The organism is Leucobacter sp. CX87, assembly GCF_018682295.1.
Classification (GTDB): Bacteria; Actinomycetota; Actinomycetes; order Actinomycetales; family Microbacteriaceae; genus Cx-87.
On record NZ_JAFIRI010000005.1, the window covers coordinates 121,106 to 138,222 of the forward strand.

Below are 17,117 nucleotides of genomic sequence, written 5' to 3' on the forward strand. Positions count from 1 at the left end.
AATGACGTCTCCACGCGAAACAGAGCACCTGGGTGACGCCGATCACCTCGCCGTGCTCGGCTATGAAGGCAAGTTCGATCGCTCCATGAGTCTCTGGGCGAACTTCGCCCTGGGCTTCACCTATCTCTCGCCCCTCGTGGGCGTCTACTCGCTGTTCGCGGTCGCACTCGCGACGGGTGGCCCACCCTCGATCTGGTGGATCGTCATCGTCGGCGCCGGCCAGCTCACCGTCTCGGTGGTGTTTGGCGAGGTGGTCTCGCAGTACCCGATTCACGGGGGGATCTACCCGTGGGCGCGGCGACTCTGGGGCAAGCGCTACGCATGGATGGCCGCCTGGGTGTACATCTGGGCCCTCATCGTGACGATCACCGCGGTGGCCGAGTTCGGTGCGGGCTTCGTCGCGAGCCTGCTCGGCATCGAGGTCACGCCGCTCGTCGGTCTGCTCACCTCGCTCGGCCTGCTACTGCTCGCGCTCGCGATCAACTTCACGGGCACGAAGTCACTCGCCAGGATCGCCCGCATTGGGCTGTTCGCCGAGCTCATCGGGGTGATCGGCGTCGGCCTGTACCTGCTGCTCTTCAAGCGCGAGCACCCCTTCTCGATCTTCTTCGACTCGATGGGCACCGCGGGCGACGGCTCGTACATCCCCGTCTTCTTCGCCTCAGCGATCGCCGGCCTCTTCCTGTTCTACGGGTTCGAGGCGTGCGGCGACGTGGCGGAAGAGGTGTCTGACCCGGCCCGCAGGATCCCGAAGGCCATGATGATGACCATTCTCGTGGGCATGGTGTCGGCCCTCTTCTCGTTTGGCGGCTACGTACTTGCGGCCCCAAACCTCGAGCAGATCGTCGCGGGCGAGGTGGGCGACCCGATCCCGGCGATCCTGGAGGCAAGCCTCGGGACGGTTGGGGCGAAGATCTTCCTCGTCGTCGCGATCATCGCCTTCATCTCGTGCGTGCTGAGCCTGCAGGCGGCCGCGAGCCGACTGCTCTACTCGTTCGCGCGGGACGGCATGCTGCCCGGCCACGTATGGCTCGCGAAGGTGTCGGAGCGCACGAAGGTGCCCACCAACGCCCTCATCGTCGCCTGCACCGTGCCGGCCCTGATCTGCGTGCTGATTTTCCTGAACGACAGCATCCTGGTGCCGGTTACCGCATTCGCGATCCTCGGCATCTACCTCTCGTTCCAGATGGTCGTGCTCGCCGCGCTCCGTCAACGGTTCAAGGGGTGGAAGCCCGCCGGCCCGTTCAACCTCGGCACGCTCGGCTTTGTCATCAACGTCGTCGCGCTGGCGTATGGCATCTTCGCGATGTACCTGCTGGCGACCCCGGGCTCGAGCGGCGACTTCTTCGCCGACTACGTGGTGCTGATCGGGCTCTTCGTCGTGCTCGTGACCGGACTGATCTACCTGTTCGTCGCGCGCCCCGACCGGAAGTCGGACGCCCCCGGGGGCGACGCCATCGCGGTGGCCGACGAGATCCGCCGCCGGACGGGGCAGGTGCCGACGCACCGGTAGCGCTCTCTGGAAGTGCGGGGCCCGCGAGAGGTTGGCGCGGGCCCCGCTGACCGGACAGGGCCGAACGCCGCAGGTCTTTGCGCGATCACACTTCCCGGAGCCCGAAATGGGGCGCACGGCCTCCGGGAAGTGAGATTGCTCCGGGAAGTGTGAGCGCGGCGCGGCGGGGCGGATCACGAATCGAGAAGCCACGGGACGCCGATGCTCGCTAGCGTGGAAGCACTCAGGTCACCACGACGAAAGGGCAGATCATGGCGGGCACAACGAACGGATTCTCGGCGGAGGAACGCGCGGCGATGAAGGCGCGGGCGCAGGAGCTCAAGAACGAGGCCCGCACGGCGCGGGGCGCCGAGAAGGCGGCCGCGGAGGAGAAGGCGGTGCTCGAGAAGATTGCCGCCATGCAGTCGCCGGATCGCGAGCTCGCCGAGCGGGTACACGCGATCGTGCGCGAGGCCGCCCCCGAACTGGCGCCCAAGCTGTATTACGGGCAGCCGGGGTATGCGCGGGCGGGCAAGGTCGTCTGCTTCTTCCGCAGTGGGCTTGACGACAAGGAGCGGTACTCCACCTTCGGGTTCAGCGCGGCGGCGAATCTTGATGTCGCGGGCGGCATGTGGCCCACCTCGTACGCGCTTGCCGAGATGGACGCGGCGGCCGAGGCGGCCCTCGGCGAGCTGGTGAAGCGCGCGGTCGGTTGAGGATGACGCCAGCCCGCGCGGTCCCCGCCGCTACGATGGAGCCATGAGCGATCGCACCACGCAGAGTCCCCTTGTCGGCGTCATCATGGGGTCCGATTCGGACTGGAACGTGATGAGCGAGGCAGTCGCGGCCCTTCGCGAATTTGGCATCCCGCACGAGGTGCAGGTCGTGAGCGCGCACCGCACGCCCGAGAAGATGATGAGCTACGGCCGCGAGGCGGCGAGCCGCGGGCTGCGCGTCATCATCGCCGGCGCCGGCGGTGCCGCGCACCTGCCGGGCATGGTCGCTTCGCTGACGAGCCTCCCCGTGATCGGCGTGCCCGTGCCGCTGTCGCGCCTCGACGGTATGGACTCGCTGCTGTCGATCGTGCAGATGCCCGGCGGCATCCCGGTCGCGACCGTGTCGATCGGGGGCGCGAAGAACGCTGGGCTGCTGGCGGCCCGGATCCTGGGCTCGGGTGACCCTGAACTGACCGCGAAGCTGGACGCCTATGCGGCGGGCCTCGCCGAGATGGTCGAGACGAAGGACGCCGCTCTGCAGCTGCGGGTCGCGGAAGAGGCGTAGGCCGCAGGGCCATGGCTGTCTCGCAGAGCCGTCGCGCTCGCGCCCAGCGCCGGCGGACGAAGCGGGTCGCCGCGGCCGACAACGACCTGACGCTCGCGCAGTGGGACGACATTCTCGCGGCGTGGGGCGGGTGCGCCTATTGTGGCGCCCTCGACGACGCACTGCAGAAGGACTGCGTGCTGCCCATCTCGCGCGGCGGCCGGTACACGCTTGAGAATGTGGTGCCCGCGTGCAGGTCGTGCAACGCGAGCAAGTCAAACAGCGAGGTGACGTCGTGGATGCGCAGTCGGCGCCGGGACGAACCTCTGTTCCTGCGGCGCTGGGTGGAGGCGCTCGCGGTGTTGCGTGCCGCCGAGCAGGCTGCGGTTGACCTAGAGGTCGGCGTGCAGTTCCCAGAGGTGCCAGGCGGTGCTGCGCCAGGTGAAGGTGCGGCCGCGATCCTCGGCCAGGAGCGCGAGGCGACCGCGGGCTGACTCGTTCGAGCAGAGCTCGTTCAGTGTGCGCACCAGGTCGGCCGCGTCGGTGAAGGCGACGCCGCCGTCGAGCGCGATCTCCGCGGTACCCGCGATGCTGGCGTGCAGGATCGGGACGCCCTGGGCGAGCGCGCCGTGCTCGACGTAGCCGGAGCCGACCGAGATCTGCGGCTGTACGAGCAGCAGCGCGCCGGAAATCGCGACGCCCACGTTGTCCTGCTCATCGACCGAGACGTAGTGCACGCGTCCGTCAAGCCGCGGGCGCGCGGGCGCCTCTTCGGCGCCTTTCGCCTCGGGAGGTGTGCCGAGGACGACGAGGTCGGGAAGTTCGGGGGAGGCCTCGAGGGCGTCCAAGATCCAGTCGAGCCGGCAGTGCTCAGCCTGCGACGCCGAGGTCAGGATGTAGCGCTCGGGCAGGCCGAGGGCGGTGCGGCGTGCGTCGGCGTCTTTCGGGCGCAGGAAGCTCGAGGGTGCGGCGAGCGGTACGACCCGGATCGGGGCGTTCGACCCGTACACGCCGCGGAGCACCTCGGCGACCGCGTGGGTCGGCGTGATGATGAGGTCTGCGTGGCGCATCGCGCGGCGGGTGAACGCGCGCATGAGGCGCGCGGTCTGGCCGGGCATGCACTCGGGCGCTTCCCACGGGAGGGCGTGAGGGATTGTGACGGTCGACTGCGAGTCGTCCTCGCGCGAGCGCAGCGGCGCCATTGCGGTGAGGGAGTGCACGAGTGCGCCGTCGAGGGAGCGGGCAGCTGTGCCGCTCTGCCACATCACCGGGAGTGCGGAGGCCGGGAGCTGCATGCGCTGCACGGCTAGCTTGGGGTGATTCAGCTCGGGGGGTGTCGACGTGCGACCCACCAGCATCTCGACGCCGCAACCGCGGGGAGTCGACCCTGCGAGGGCAAGCGCGAGATCTTGAACGGCAGTGAGGCTGGCGACCAGGTCCGCATCGGGAAACGGTTCACCGATGAGGGTCAGAGTTGCCATCACTCGCCCCTTTCGTTCCACAGATTCTGGACTGAATCTCAAGTCTATGGCCCGCCGAAGCGCGCCCGATGACTCAGAGCGGGATCATCACGAATTGTGACCAAGTTCCCAGCGCGTCGGCAGCAATCGGCGGTTCCGCAGCAAGTCGCGCCCGTTGCAAGGTTAGCCTTGTCCTCATGCGTGTACTCCTCACTGGCGGCGCCGGCTACATCGGCTCGCACACCGCGCTCGTGCTGCTCGAGCGCGGGCATGACGTCGTCGTGCTCGACGACTATTCGAACGGCTCGCCTGAGGCGACCCGTCGTGTCGCCGAGCTCGCGGGGCGAGAAGTGACGTCAGTTCGAGCGGACCTCGTTGACCCGATCGCTACGCGTGCGGCGCTTGCAGATATTGGCTTCGACGCGGTAGTGCACTTTGCGGGATTGAAGGCGGTGGGGGAGTCGGTCGCGCAGCCGTCTCGCTACTACCGGGTGAACCTCGACTCGACCATCACCCTGCTCGATCTCATGGAAGAGCGCGGAGTTGACACGCTCGTGTTTAGCTCATCTGCGACGGTCTATGGTGACCCGCAGACTCCGACCATTTCGGAGAGCCACGCGGTTGGGGTCGGACTGACCAACCCCTATGGCTGGTCGAAGTTCATGAACGAGCAGGTAATTCGTGACGCTCAGATCGCCCGGCCAGAGCTGGCGGCGACGCTGCTGCGCTATTTCAACCCGGTGGGCGCTCACGCCTCAGGACAGATCGGTGAAGATCCAAAGGGAACACCCAATAACCTTATGCCCTACGTGGCGCAGGTTGCCTCGGGTCGCCGCGAGCGCCTCGCGGTGTTTGGCAGCGACTACGACACTCCGGATGGCACCGGCGTGCGCGACTACATTCACGTGATGGATCTCGCAGAGGGACACGTCGCCGCACTCGAGCGCGCCGAGGCGGGGGTGCGCACCTACAACCTGGGCTCAGGCATCGGTTCAAGCGTGCTCCAGGCGGTTCGCGCGTTTGAACGCGCCTCGGGCCGTGAAATTCCGTTCGACCAGGTTGCGCGACGCCCGGGGGACGTGGCCGTCGTCATTGCGGATCCTGCGCTAGCGAATGCCGAGCTTGGCTGGCGCGCGACCCGCACACTTGACGATGCCTGCAGAGATGCATGGACGTGGCAGTCAGCGAACCCGATGGGGTACGACGCGTGAGCGCGACGCTGGATCTCGAGCGCCCGCTTCGACACCCCGATGCAGGCTCGGCGCCGCTTATGACGAAGCGGGCCCGCTGGCTCGTCGTGCTCGGGTTCTTCCTACCGGGCAGCGCGCAGGTGCTTGCCGGGAGTAAGAAGCTTGGGCGGTTTGGGCTCGGCATCACCTTCACCCTTATTGGCCTACTGCTGCTCGCCGGCGTCGGCTTTTTCGTCGCGCGCACTTTCACCCTCACGATCGCGACCAACACCATCGTGCTCCTGCTGCTGCAGGGGCTGCTCATCGCCTACGCGATCTTTTGGCTCGTGCTCGGATTCAATACATTGAAGCTTGCACGCATCCCCCGTGTGGCGAAGAAGTGGCGGCTGCCGATCGCCATTCTTTCGATCCTGCTGACCGTCGTGCCCTCGGTGGGTGCCGTGTGGGCCTCGACCGCCGTCGGCGCGGGCCGCGCGGCGATCTCTTCCATTTTTGGCGGGGGAGCGCCCGCCGTTGCGCCGGTCGATGGTCGATACAACATCTTGCTGTTGGGCACCGACGCTGGTGCCGACCGCGAGGGCCTGCGCCCTGACAGCATCTCGCTGATCAGCGTCGATGCCGAGACGGGACAGTCTGTGGTGGTGGGTCTGCCCCGCGAGCTGCAGAACATGCCATTCCCCGAGACCTCGCCGATGTACGCGGCGCACCCGAGCGGGTTTGGCGCCGACTGGGGTTGCAACATCGGTCTGTGCTACCTCAATGGGGTTTACGCGGAGGCTGAGTTCTTCACGCCCGAGCTGTACCCGGACGCGACCTCGCGCGGCTCATCGCCCGGCATTGAAGCGACCAAGGACGCGGTGTCTGGTGCGACGGGCCTTGAGGTGCAGTTCTATGTACTGATCGATATGGAAGGTTTCGCGAAGCTCATCGATGCGCTGGGCGGCGTGCAGATCGACGTCAAGGAGCAGCTGCCCATCGGCGGCCAGATCGATGAGAACACGGGCGAGCTCTACGGGGTCGTCGGCTGGATCGAGCCCGGGCTGCAGACGCTAGACGGGTTCACTGCCGAGTGGTACGCCCGCTCGCGCTATGGCTCGGCGCGCGGCGACTACGACCGCATGGACCGGCAACGCGAGCTGCAAGCCGCGATCTTGGCACAGGCGAACCCCGCGAATGTGCTGATGCGCTTCCAAGAGCTCGCAGCTGCGGGCACGAACCTCGTCGAAACGGATATCCCTGAGTCGATGCTCGGTCGGTTTGTTGACCTGGCTTCGAAGGCCAAGAACCACACTCCGGTCAATGTACAGCTCACACCGCCGGAGGTGGACCCGGAGTACCCGGACTACGCGCAGATCCATCAGCTCGTGCTGAACGGGATCGCTGCGGCTTCGCCGCCGCCCGCGGAGTAGTGCATCTCAGCCAATCTCATGCACAGGAGGATCACGTAGCGTCGGTTTCCTGTGCAAGCTATTCGCGCTGAGCTTTAGGGGAACGGCCGGTTAGCGGAGGTGAACCACAACTCGTGGCTACGAAGGTAGGTTCGGCTTCGGTCGAAGCAATGGCGATTAAGCGTCTGGTGAAGCGGAGAACCGCAGTTCGAACGACTGTGTTCACACTTGCGGTGTCGATTGGGGCAGTCCTACTGGGGGCTGCCAGCTGGATCCGTCGTACCTTCGGTCCTATTTCAGTGGACCAGATGCTGATGCACTTGCCCGGAGCGGGAGGCGCTGAAACAACGGGCGCCGAGAGCGGGTATGTCGTCACATTTCTCTTGCAGGCAATCGTTTTGCCACTGGGCGTAGTCGTGGTTGCCCTCGCGATTGCGGTCGCGAATCATCGGTTCAAGCGGCCAGAACTGGCCAATGTATCTAAGGTTCGGAAAGGACTGGAACGAATCGCAGATTCGATTCGCCTCGTACGGTGGGTACCCTGCGCGCTTTCAGTAGGCGTATTTGTCCTTGGTGCAGCAGTCTTTGTGCAGGCTGTTGGTCTGCCGCAATACATTCGGTCATCGCAGACCTCGCTCACAATGGGAAGCTATTACGCGGCTCCAACACTGGGCGATGCAAGGGCAGTTTCGTCTGAGGCCAACGTCGGCGACAAGAAGAATCTCGTGCTCATCTTCCTCGAGTCGATGGAGACCGCATTGGCTGATGATGAGTTATTTGAAGCAAACATGCTCGCCCCACTAGAGGAGGCAACTGAAGGATGGGAAACCATCCCCGCGTTAGAGCAGTACCCAGGCGGGGGCTGGACTATGGCGGGCATTGTTGGAACAGAGTGCGGCGTGCCGTTGCGTGGGCCGGGCGTTGGCAAGAGCGACATCAATTCGAATGACATCGGTGTCTATTCCGAGTCCTACTTACCGGGTGCTACCTGTCTGGGAGACGTCCTTTCCGATGCGGGTTACACAAATACATTCTTAGGCGGCGCCGACGCAGAGTTCGCGGCAAAAGAGAACTTCCTGCGTTCGCACGGATACGACGTTGTGAAAGATCTTCCGTACTGGCAGGAATCTGGCGAGACCGAGTTCTCTGACTGGGGTCTTTCTGACCGAGCGCTCATGGAGCAGGCAAAACACGAGGTCACCGAACTGCATGAGTCAGGTGTGCCCTTCAATCTCACGTTACTGACACTTGACTCGCATGAGCCGAGCAACATCTTCGATTATTGCTCGGCTGACACGAAGAGCCCAATGGTCTCCGCCTCTCGTTGTTCCATGGAACAAGTCGCTGGATTTGTAAATTACCTCGACGAAATGGGTTACCTCGAAGACACTGTCGTTGTGCTCACCGGGGACCACCGGAAGATGATATCCGAGGGGGGAAACTTCTGGGACGAACTTTCAGCACATGACGATCGTACGATTTTCAACCGTTTCTGGACCCCGGATGAGATTTCGATCGCTCGAGAACGAACGGACCAACTGAGCATGTTTCCCACGATGCTCGACTTGCTAGATCTTGGCCGCGAGGACAAGAAGGGTGGGATAGGAGTCTCTGCGCTCGTGTCAAAGACCGAGGGGATGAGCGTGCTTGACCTTGGCGATGGTGAGTACGCGGAGGTCGTCGAGTCACGATCTGCAGATTTGTATCGAGACCTATGGCGTTCAATTCGGACGAATGCTGAAATCCCAGAGTAGGCAAGTGGCAGTGAAGCGGCCCTCTCTGATCTCGCGATAAAAGAGGGGCCGCTTCTGGGGCGGGTGCCTACTGAATGGCCAGGTAGTTTTTCAACGCCTCCGCCGCGTCGCGAGGGGCAAATCCAGTCGAAATGATCTTGTCAAGGGCGAGCATGCTGTTCAGCGGGCGGGGAGCCACAGACTTGCCGGCAAAGTACTCGGACGTGCTAACGCCGCTCACGCGCCCAGCGTCATGGCCGGAAGCAGAATAGACGAGTCGAGCAATCTCGGCCCAGGACATCGAAGGCCCGTCGTTAGTTACGTTGTACGTGCCAAACGCAGGACGTTCCTCAAGCAAATGGCAGATGGCTGCTGCGATATCCTCCGTAAAGCTCAGTCGTCCAATCTGATCATTGACCACGCTCGGGTCGATCCCGCGTTCAGCAAGTGAATGCATAGTCCGGACAAAGTTGTTTCCGTCGCCAATTACCCAGCTGGTTCGCACAATGTAGTGGCGCGGGGCGGTAGCAACGACAGCGTCTCCTGCTGCTTTCGTCTGGCCGTAGACGCCGAGCGGCGCGAACGCGTCGTTCTCGGTGTAAATTTCATGCGTGCCGTCAAACACGTAGTCGCTCGACACGTGTACGAGGGTGATCCCATGCTCAGTCGCTGCCTGCGCCAAACGGGCGACGCCAGTTGCGTTCGCGGCCCATGCTTCGACGCGACCAGCGTCTGTCTCAGCGTCGTCGACTTTGGTATACGCGGCGGCATTCACGATCGTGTCGTAGTCGGCGAAACGGATGCCGGAAAGCGCCTCTGGTGAGGCAAGATCGACGCGCGCGCGATCGGCGAAATCTGCGTCAGCTAGCACCGTGCGCAACGCGCGGCCAAGCTGACCGTTCGCGCCAAGCACGAGCGTGCGCTTCGGCGGCATCGGGACGACATCGCCGAGCACGGGGTGCGCAAGGTCCTTTGCAGAACGCTCCGCCTCGTCTAGGGGGATCGGCCAGGTGATTGCTGAGGTCGGGTCGGCGAGGTTGAGGAAGGTGTACTCGCTCTGTGCTTCCGCGCTCCAGTGGGCATTAACGAGGTATACATAGGCGGTGTCATCCTCGAGAGTCTGGTACGAGTTGCCGACACCGCGAGGCACGAAGATCGCGGTTGAGGGGTCGAGCTCGGCGGTAAACACCGTGCCGAAGCTTTCGCCCTCGCGCAGGTCAACCCAGGCGCCGAAGATTTTCCCTGTCGCGACAGAGACAAACTTGTCCCACGGCTCGGCGTGGATGCCACGTGTGGCGCCGGCCTTGTCGTTGAATGAGATGTTGTTTTGGACGGGGCCAAAGTCGGGCAGGCCGAGCGCAACCATCTTCTCGCGCTGCCAGTTCTCCTTGAACCATCCACGGTTGTCTCCGTGAACAGGCAGGTCGATGAGCACGAGTCCAGGGATCGTTGTCTCTCGCAGCGCGAGCTGCTTCGCAGCCAAAGTTACTGACCCTGCTCGCGGTACTTCGCCTCGGTTGCGGCTTTCTGCGGCTGCCACCACGCCTCATTCTCGCGGTACCATTCGATCGTCGCCGCGATTCCCTGCTCGAAGTCAGGGAACGACGGGGTCCAGCCGAGCTCGGTACGCAGCTTGGTCGAGTCGATGGCATAACGCAGGTCATGGCCCGGGCGATCGACGACGTGGTCGTACGCGTCGGGCGACTGGCCCATCTTCTCGAGGATCAGCTCGAGTACATCCTTGTTGTTCTTCTCGCCGTCGGCGCCAATGAGGTAGGTTTCGCCCTTGCGGCCGGCCTCGACGATGCGGAGCACTGCAGACGAGTGATCGTCGGCGTGGATCCAGTCGCGGACGTTTAGTCCCTCGCCGTACAGCTTGGGGCGCTCCCCGGTCAGCACGTTGGTGATTTGGCGGGGGATGAACTTCTCGACGTGTTGACGAGGCCCATAGTTGTTCGAACAGTTCGACAAAGTCGCGTTGATGCCGAACGAGCGCACCCAAGCTCGCACCAGAAGGTCGGAGCCCGCTTTAGTCGACGAGTACGGGCTCGATGGGTTGTAAGGAGTCGACTCTGTGAACCGGTTCGGGTCGTCGAGCTCGAGATCCCCGTAGACCTCGTCGGTCGAGATGTGGTGGTAACGCTTGTCGTAACGACGCACCGCCTCGAGCAAGGTGTACGTGCCGATGATGTTCGTGTCAAGAAATGGCTTCGGGTCGTGCAGCGAGTTGTCGTTGTGAGACTCGGCCGCGTAGTGCACCACTACGTCGGAGTCTGCGACCAACTGGTCAACGAGCGTTGCATCGCAGATGTCGCCGTGGACAACGAACACGCGATCGGAGGGCAGGCCAGCAAGTGAAGCCTCGTTGCCTGCGTAGGTGAACTTGTCGAGCACGGTCACGATGTCGTCGGTGTTCTCGACGAGATAGTGCACGAAGTTGGAGCCGATGAAGCCGGCGCCCCCAGTTACGAGAATCTTGCGGGCCACGGTCGGTCCTCCTGAAGAAGTGGTTGAATGCCCCAGCCGGGCGGAAGTCCCTTCAATTCTATGGGCGAAGCCGGCGAAGCCGCTGAGTCAGGCCAACCTAGGCTGAAGTTCGATCGCGAGCCAGCGCCCTGAGCTTAAGTCTTCCTCGTATGCGAAGCCCTGCAATGATGGCAAATCGGACAGGAGCTCTCCAGAAACCGGAGTATCGCTTCGACATGAACCTGATCGCGCTCTCCGTCATGGCCCGTTCTACAACGACAGCGTGTTTCTTCGTCGAATGCGCTCCAGAATGGTGGACGCTGATTGTTGGATCAAAGAGATTCGTGAATCCAGCCAGGCCGATCCGATAGCCAAGGTCAATGTCTTCGAAATGCATGAAGTAGGCCTCATCCCAGCCGCCGATGCGCTCAAACACTTCACGCTTGACCATGATGGCCGCGCCCGAGAGTGATCCTGCAGTCCTGAGCATCGAGTAGTTGGAGGCGTCTTGGTAGCGGCGGGTCCAGGGGTTGCCTACCCAAATCTTGCTAAACAGGGCATGCCCCACGCCCGTGCTGAGCGAGGGAATGTTTCGTGCCGAGGGGTATACGCTTCCGTCGTCATTGAGGAGCCTGGGACCGATGCTTCCCGCAGTGGGAAGCGATGCGAGCCTGTGCGCCAATGGCCCCACTGTGGGCTCAAGGAAGCTAACGTCTGGATTGCAAAAGAAATATGAGTCAAATGATTCTTCGAGTGCACGCACTCCGGCGTTCATTCCGGCCCCATAACCAGGGTTTGACGCTAATGGAACATAGATCGCCCCGAAAGTGGACGCGATTTCGCGAACATTCTGTTCGTCTGGCTTGTTGTCGACAACGACGACGGTTTGCTCAGTGCCCTGAAAGGCGCGCAGCGTCTTCAGAAATTCCCTCAGTACCTCGCCAGAACCATAGCTCACCGTGATGACGGCGGAGCGCAGATGCGGGAGGGGATCCTGTCCGGAAGCGAGCATGGGCTTCATTCTACTTTCCCGGAATCAGCGACGTCGGGGCTGGTCCAGGTCACGTTCGTTAGGATGAACGCTGAGACTTTGAAAGGACGTGCTCATGAAGGGCATCATTCTGGCCGGCGGCTCCGGTACGCGGCTCTGGCCGATCACCAAGGGCATTTCGAAGCAGCTCATGCCGATCTATGACAAGCCCATGGTCTATTACCCCTTGTCGACGCTCATGATGGCTGGCATCCGGGAGGTGCTCATCATTACCACCCCAGAGTACAACGAACAGTTCCGTGCTCTTCTTGGAGATGGGTCTCAGCTTGGCATGGCAATTGAGTATGCCGTGCAGCCCTCGCCAGATGGCTTGGCCCAGGCCTTTATCATTGGCGAGGATTTCATCGGCGCTGATGGGGTGGCATTGGTGCTCGGGGACAACATCTTCCACGGTACCGGTCTTGGAACCAGCCTGAAGAGCCATGCAGAGGTCGACGGTGCTGTGGTCTTCGCCTATCACGTGTCAAACCCGACGGCGTATGGCGTGGTGGAGTTTGATGAGCAGATGCGTGCGATCTCCATCGAGGAGAAGCCCGCCGAGCCTAAGAGCAATTACGCGGTTCCCGGACTCTACTTCTACGACAATGACGTGGTCCGCATTGCCAAGTCAATCGTTCCCAGTGCCCGCGGAGAGCTCGAAATCTCGAGCATCAACGAGGAGTACCTGAATTCGGGCCGACTCAATGTGCAGACGCTCGACCGGGGTACCGCGTGGCTGGACACGGGAACATTTGAGTCGATGATGCAGGCATCGGAGTACGTGCGAGTGATCGAGGACCGTCAAGGCTTCAAGATCGGCTGTATCGAGGAGATTGCGTGGCGAAATGGGTGGATCAGCGGCGAGCAGTTGGCATCGCTCGCCGCTCCATTGGAGAAGAGTGGGTACGGGAAGTACCTCAGCCAGCTCAGGTAATATCGTCAGTTCGTTCGAGATCAGTGGCGGTTCCATGCGAATCAAGCCTCAAGAATCGTAGATTAGCTCGCTAGAGCTACAGAAGGTGCCAATGAACAAGCTGAAGCGCGGAATGTACTTCTTGAGAGAAGAGGGCCCTCGACGCACCTTGGCACGGGTATTCACCTTCCTAAGCAACCGATTGTTGTCGATCGGAGCGGACGGCAAGATGATGGTCAGCCCGCATCAGGTGCTTGCGGCAGACTGGACTGAGCCCACTGAGAGATTCACCTCCCAGAAGGAGGAAGGACCGTTTGAGCTTGCCTGGATAATGTCTCCTCCGGGGTGGGCGAGCGGGGGCCACCAGAATATCTTCAGGTTCATCCACTTCGCGGAGCAGGCTGGACATCGGTGCAGAATCTATCTTTATTCGACGTCGAATGATGTGCCCTCGCTCGAGGAAACGAAGAGGATGCTGGAGAAGTCTGATGCCTATCCGGAAATCTCCGCCCCGATCGAACCGTACGACGAAACGCGTGGTGTCGCCCAGTCTGTCGACGCCATCTTTGCGACTGGTTGGGAAACGGCCTACCCCGTGTTCAATGACACCCATGTCGCGAAGCGATTCTATTTCGTCCAAGATTTCGAGCCGAGTTTTTATCCTGTTGGCACCCAGACGATGCTTGCAGAGAACACCTACCGCTTCGGCTTCCACGGCATTACGGCGGGCGGATGGCTTCCCGGGAAACTCGGTGAAGATTTCGGAATGGATTGCGACCACTTCGATTTTGCTGCGGAGCCCGACAACTACTCGGTGACGAACACCGCGGAGCGTGACGAACTCTTCTTCTACGCGCGCCCAGTCACGGAGCGTCGCGCGTTCGAGTTTGGCTTGCTTGTATTGCAAGAGTTCTCGCGTATGCGTCCTGACGTGACGATTAATTTTGCCGGCTGGGACCTCTCGAGCTTTGACATTCCATTCCCTCATCGGAGCCATGGCGCGATGGCGTTGAGTGACCTCAACGGCCTCTACAACCGCTGCCGGGCGGGCCTCGTGCTCTCGCTCACCAACATGTCGCTCCTGCCCTTGGAACTTATTGCGGCGGGTGTGGTGCCGGTCGTGAACGATGGAGCGAACAACAGGCTTGTTTCGGACCACCCGGGCATTGAGTTCGTCGCGCCGACGCCTCACGCGATGGCGCGCAGACTTCTCGAGGTTTTCGAGCGCGCACAGGATCCGGTGGCGCTGGCCGCGGGCGCGCCCACGCACACGTGGCACGATTCTGGGCAACAGTTCCTCTCTGCTCTCGAGAAGGCGATGCGCGTTGGTTGAGAAGAAGCGGGCGGTCGTCATCGGCGCGAACGGCTTCATTGGCTCGCACCTCGTCGACAGCCTGGCATTGGCCGGGCATGAGGTCACTGCGTTTGACCGATTCAGCGCGGGTACCCGTCTCTACCGCGAAGAAGCGAGGCAACTTCGCGGAGACTTCCTGAACACCGATGACTTGCGTGAGGCGGTCCAGGGGCAGCAGCTGCTCTTCCATTTCCTCTCGACTTCGACGCCGGCCACCGCGGAGCGAGATCCGTCGTTCGACGTACGGACGAATGTCACGCAGAGCATCGAACTCATGAGACTTGCAGTCGAAGCAGGAGTCGAACACGTGTACTTCGCGTCGACCGGGGGGGCAATCTATGGCGAGTCCGGGCGCGACTCATACTCGGAATTCGATCCAACCTTGCCCATCTCGCCGTACGCAATCGGAAAGCTCTCCATTGAGAACTATCTTCGGTACTTTCGAACAAAATATGCGCTCGAGAGCACAACGTTTCGAATCTCGAATCCGTTTGGGCCGCGCCAGCATGTCAATCGGAAGCAAGGCTTGATCCCGATCGTCTTGCGTCAGATTGCACTTGGTTTACCGGTGACTCAGCTGGGTGACGGATCAATGGTTCGTGACTATGTCTATGTCGAGGACCTGGTCGAAATGATCCAGACGGTGGTGCATCAGGGGAGCTCGTCGAGCGTCTACAACCTCGGCAGCGGTGAAGGCCGCAGCGTCGCCTCGGTGCTGGCCACGATTCGGGAAGTGGTAGGAAGCGACTTCGAGGTCGTAGAAGCACCCAAACCCGCAACTTTCGTCGATCGAATCACGCTCAATATCAACCGGTATATTGAAGAATTCTCGGCGCCAAACCTGACCGACTTTGCGACTGGAGTCGACAAGACCTGGCAGGAGGTGCGCTCGCAATGTCGCTAGATTCATCGCAGCCGACGCTTACCGTGGCGATTCTGACCTACAACGGTGAGGATTACCTCCGCCAAATCCTAGAGTCGTTGCGGCGGCAGAGCTACTCGCACTCGATTGACGTGCTGATTATCGACTCGGGCTCAACCGACGCTACTCTGGACATCGTTGCCGAGTTCGACGAGGCGAGGCTCGTGCGAATTCCCAATGGCGAGTTTGGGCACGGGCGGACCAGGAACCTGGCAGCCCGGCTCGCGACAGGCGAGGTGATCGCGTATCTGACCCACGATGCTGTGCCTATGCACACTCACTGGGCTTCTGAAATGGTTGCCCCGTTCGCATACTCGGCCAGAATCGTCGCGGTGATGGGAAAGCAAGTGCCCCGAAGCAACTGCTTCCCGCTCCTCAAATACGAGATCAACGCTGTTTTTTCTGGCCTGGGCAGCGACCTGGGGACAACCCTATATGAGCTTCATGAGTCGGATCGCGCAGACGAGGGACTCCAGGCGGCGAAGGCTTTCTACTCAGATGTTAACTCCGCAGCGCGCCGAGAGTTTCTTCTGAATACCATCCCCTATCGCGACGTCAGGTATGCCGAGGACCAGCTATTCGGGCTGGATCTCCTCAAGGCGGGGTACCTCAAGGCGTATGCTCCTGGGGCCGCGGTGGAGCATTCAAACGACCTCACTCTTGCTGAGTATGGCCCCCGCATCTTCGATGAAACGGTCGCGCTTCGGGAGATTGGGCGCGAGGTGTCACCAGTGAGCGCAAAGACGCGGCTGCGGCTGACCGTTCGGGGCATCCTTGCGGACTCGCTCAGGATCTTGCGGGATCGCTCCTTCGGGCTACGGCGCAAGCTCTACTGGTTGGTGATGAACCCTGCATTTCATGTACGCAAATGGAAATATCACAATCTCGGAGCTGCACTCGATCTCTCGAACGCGGGGGGCGATTCGTCGCACTCACTCGAGGCCCAAAGAAAGACAGATTCGATTCGCGGCAAGCAAGCGGGAGCAAACAACGTGAGCGACAATTCCAATGACTGAAGCGGGAAGGCGCCAAGGGCGTAGCGAGATCGTGGTGCTTGAGCACCACGCCGGTTTCTTCACGGGGGTCGCGAGTGCCTGGCGAGATGTCTGGAATGCTCGGGGACTGCTGTTTGAACTGATCGCGAGTTCGATTCGAACGCGATACAAGAACAGCAAGCTTGGCGTCCTGTGGAGCTTTGCCCGGCCGCTGGTCCAGTTGTTGATCTACTACTTCGCCATCGGGCAAATTCTGGGCGTCGCTCGGTCCATCCCCGACTTCGCGATTTTCGTGTTTATTGGCTTAACCGTGTGGGCGCTCTTCGGGGAGCTGATCAACAGCATGACCACCTCGGTAGTGGACAACGCGGGCATTGTGAAGAAGGTGTATTTCCCGCGCGAGTTGTTCCCCCTCAGTACCGTGGGCACCTCGGTCTTCAATTTCTTGTTCCAGCTCGCCGTTCTCCTGCTCGCAGTTGCAGTGTTTGGGAGTGTGCGCTGGAGCTGGGATCTGCTGCTCATTCCACTCGCAATCCTCACGCTTGTCGTGTTTGCGCTCGCGATCGGTCTCTTCCTTGCGGCCGTGAATGTTCGGCTGCGTGACGTGCAGCACCTAGTGGAAGTCCTGCTGTCGGTACTGTTCTGGGCGTCGCCGATCGTGTATTCGTTCAGCTTTGTGCAGAGCGCTCTGGGCAGCGGCCTTGCGATGAACTTGTACATGTCAAACCCGGTCACGCTCGTGGTCCTCGCACTCCAGAAGGCGCTTTGGAATGCAGGTTACGAAGCTGGACAGACCTGGGATGGCGACTTTGTGCTGCACCTCCTCATCACGTTGGTCGTGAGCTGCGTGCTGTTGTTCTTCTCCCACCGTTATTTCCTCAAGATGCAGGGCAGTTTTGCCCAGGAGCTGTGAA

Annotated in this window: 16 protein-coding genes; 12 read left to right on the forward strand and 4 right to left on the reverse strand. The window is 61.7% G+C overall.

The annotated features are described in order from the left end of the window. The first annotated feature begins 1 nt into the window (after position 1). The 4 genes from KOE53_RS07720 (at position 2) to KOE53_RS07735 (ending at position 3,246) form a co-directional block, all read left to right on the forward strand. The gene (locus KOE53_RS07720; RefSeq protein ID WP_188045604.1) at positions 2-1,513 is read left to right on the forward strand and encodes an APC family permease; all 1,512 of its coding nucleotides are present in this window, start codon (positions 2-4) and stop codon (positions 1,511-1,513) included. A gap of 251 nt (positions 1,514-1,764) precedes the next feature. Next, entirely contained in the window at positions 1,765-2,208 is a 444-nt protein-coding gene (locus tag KOE53_RS07725; protein ID WP_188058030.1) for a DUF1801 domain-containing protein, read from the forward strand. Positions 2,209-2,251: 43 nt separating this feature from the next. Next, the gene (gene purE / locus KOE53_RS07730; RefSeq protein WP_188045606.1) at positions 2,252-2,773 is read left to right on the forward strand and encodes a 5-(carboxyamino)imidazole ribonucleotide mutase; all 522 of its coding nucleotides are present in this window, start codon (positions 2,252-2,254) and stop codon (positions 2,771-2,773) included. Positions 2,774-2,784: 11 nt separating this feature from the next. Further along, positions 2,785-3,246, forward strand: coding sequence for an HNH endonuclease (locus KOE53_RS07735; RefSeq protein WP_188058031.1), 462 nt, complete (start codon positions 2,785-2,787; stop codon positions 3,244-3,246). On the opposite strand, the gene KOE53_RS07740 is transcribed toward KOE53_RS07735, so the two are convergent. Continuing rightward, positions 3,145-4,233 carry a glycosyltransferase gene (locus KOE53_RS07740; protein ID WP_188058032.1) on the reverse strand — a complete coding sequence of 363 codons (1,089 nt, stop codon included), beginning with the start codon at positions 4,231-4,233 and terminating at the stop codon, positions 3,145-3,147. The two genes, KOE53_RS07735 and KOE53_RS07740, sit on opposite strands and share 102 nt — an antisense overlap. Before the next feature lie 176 nt (positions 4,234-4,409). Here KOE53_RS07740 and galE point away from each other — a divergent pair, with 176 nt between their 5' ends. From galE to KOE53_RS13555, 3 genes are all read left to right on the forward strand, one after another. Continuing rightward, a complete protein-coding gene (gene galE, locus KOE53_RS07745) occupies positions 4,410-5,423 on the forward strand; it encodes a UDP-glucose 4-epimerase GalE (protein WP_188058033.1) in 1,014 nt (337 codons plus the stop codon). Then, positions 5,420-6,811, forward strand: coding sequence for an LCP family protein (locus KOE53_RS07750; protein WP_353055609.1), 1,392 nt, complete (start codon positions 5,420-5,422; stop codon positions 6,809-6,811). The genes galE and KOE53_RS07750 overlap by 4 nt, the downstream gene beginning before the upstream one ends. Before the next feature lie 113 nt (positions 6,812-6,924). Further along, positions 6,925-8,544, forward strand: coding sequence for a sulfatase-like hydrolase/transferase (locus KOE53_RS13555; protein ID WP_188058035.1), 1,620 nt, complete (start codon positions 6,925-6,927; stop codon positions 8,542-8,544). 67 nt (positions 8,545-8,611) lie between these two features. On the opposite strand, the gene KOE53_RS07760 is transcribed toward KOE53_RS13555, so the two are convergent. From KOE53_RS07760 to KOE53_RS07770, 3 genes are all read right to left on the reverse strand, one after another. Continuing rightward, positions 8,612-10,006, reverse strand: coding sequence for a sugar nucleotide-binding protein (locus KOE53_RS07760; protein ID WP_188058036.1), 1,395 nt, complete (start codon positions 10,004-10,006; stop codon positions 8,612-8,614). Between the two features lie 2 nt (positions 10,007-10,008). Beyond that, positions 10,009-11,010 (reverse strand): dTDP-glucose 4,6-dehydratase, encoded by a 1,002-nt coding sequence (rfbB, locus tag KOE53_RS07765; protein WP_188058037.1) that lies wholly within the window; start codon positions 11,008-11,010, stop codon positions 10,009-10,011. A gap of 97 nt (positions 11,011-11,107) precedes the next feature. Next, positions 11,108-12,001 (reverse strand): glycosyltransferase, encoded by an 894-nt coding sequence (locus tag KOE53_RS07770; RefSeq protein ID WP_188058038.1) that lies wholly within the window; start codon positions 11,999-12,001, stop codon positions 11,108-11,110. Positions 12,002-12,095: 94 nt separating this feature from the next. Between KOE53_RS07770 and rfbA the strand changes: the two genes are divergently transcribed. From rfbA to KOE53_RS07795, 5 genes are all read left to right on the forward strand, one after another. Then, a complete protein-coding gene (gene rfbA / locus KOE53_RS07775; protein ID WP_188058039.1) occupies positions 12,096-12,953 on the forward strand; it encodes a glucose-1-phosphate thymidylyltransferase RfbA in 858 nt (285 codons plus the stop codon). A 91-nt stretch (positions 12,954-13,044) separates the two neighbouring features. After that, a complete protein-coding gene (locus tag KOE53_RS07780) occupies positions 13,045-14,265 on the forward strand; it encodes a rhamnosyltransferase WsaF family glycosyltransferase (RefSeq protein WP_188058040.1) in 1,221 nt (406 codons plus the stop codon). Continuing rightward, entirely contained in the window at positions 14,258-15,190 is a 933-nt protein-coding gene (locus KOE53_RS07785; RefSeq protein WP_188058041.1) for an NAD-dependent epimerase/dehydratase family protein, read from the forward strand. Before KOE53_RS07780 ends, KOE53_RS07785 begins: the two co-directional genes overlap by 8 nt. Then, complete coding sequence (locus KOE53_RS07790) at positions 15,181-16,224, forward strand: glycosyltransferase family A protein (RefSeq protein WP_188058042.1); 1,044 nt, start codon at positions 15,181-15,183, stop codon at positions 16,222-16,224. Before KOE53_RS07785 ends, KOE53_RS07790 begins: the two co-directional genes overlap by 10 nt. Then, on the forward strand, positions 16,217-17,116 hold the full coding sequence (locus tag KOE53_RS07795) for an ABC transporter permease (RefSeq protein ID WP_188058043.1): 900 nt from the start codon (positions 16,217-16,219) through the stop codon (positions 17,114-17,116). Before KOE53_RS07790 ends, KOE53_RS07795 begins: the two co-directional genes overlap by 8 nt. Position 17,117 lies beyond the last annotated feature (1 nt).

Bases quoted from the DNA above. Each gene is read 5' to 3' on its own strand.
- KOE53_RS07725 (WP_188058030.1), top strand. From the start codon at position 1,765: ATGGCGGGCACAACGAACGGATTCTCGGCGGAGGAACGCGCGGCGATG.
- KOE53_RS07735 (WP_188058031.1), top strand. From the start codon at position 2,785: ATGGCTGTCTCGCAGAGCCGTCGCGCTCGCGCCCAGCGCCGGCGGACG.
- rfbA (WP_188058039.1), top strand. From the start codon at position 12,096: ATGAAGGGCATCATTCTGGCCGGCGGCTCCGGTACGCGGCTCTGGCCG.
- KOE53_RS07790 (WP_188058042.1), top strand. From the start codon at position 15,181: ATGTCGCTAGATTCATCGCAGCCGACGCTTACCGTGGCGATTCTGACC.
- galE (WP_188058033.1), top strand. From the start codon at position 4,410: ATGCGTGTACTCCTCACTGGCGGCGCCGGCTACATCGGCTCGCACACC.
- KOE53_RS07795 (WP_188058043.1), top strand. From the start codon at position 16,217: ATGACTGAAGCGGGAAGGCGCCAAGGGCGTAGCGAGATCGTGGTGCTT.
- KOE53_RS07770 (WP_188058038.1), bottom strand. From the start codon at position 12,001: ATGCTCGCTTCCGGACAGGATCCCCTCCCGCATCTGCGCTCCGCCGTC.
- KOE53_RS07720 (WP_188045604.1), top strand. From the start codon at position 2: ATGACGTCTCCACGCGAAACAGAGCACCTGGGTGACGCCGATCACCTC.
- purE (WP_188045606.1), top strand. From the start codon at position 2,252: ATGAGCGATCGCACCACGCAGAGTCCCCTTGTCGGCGTCATCATGGGG.
- KOE53_RS07780 (WP_188058040.1), top strand. From the start codon at position 13,045: ATGAACAAGCTGAAGCGCGGAATGTACTTCTTGAGAGAAGAGGGCCCT.
- KOE53_RS07740 (WP_188058032.1), bottom strand. From the start codon at position 4,233: ATGGCAACTCTGACCCTCATCGGTGAACCGTTTCCCGATGCGGACCTG.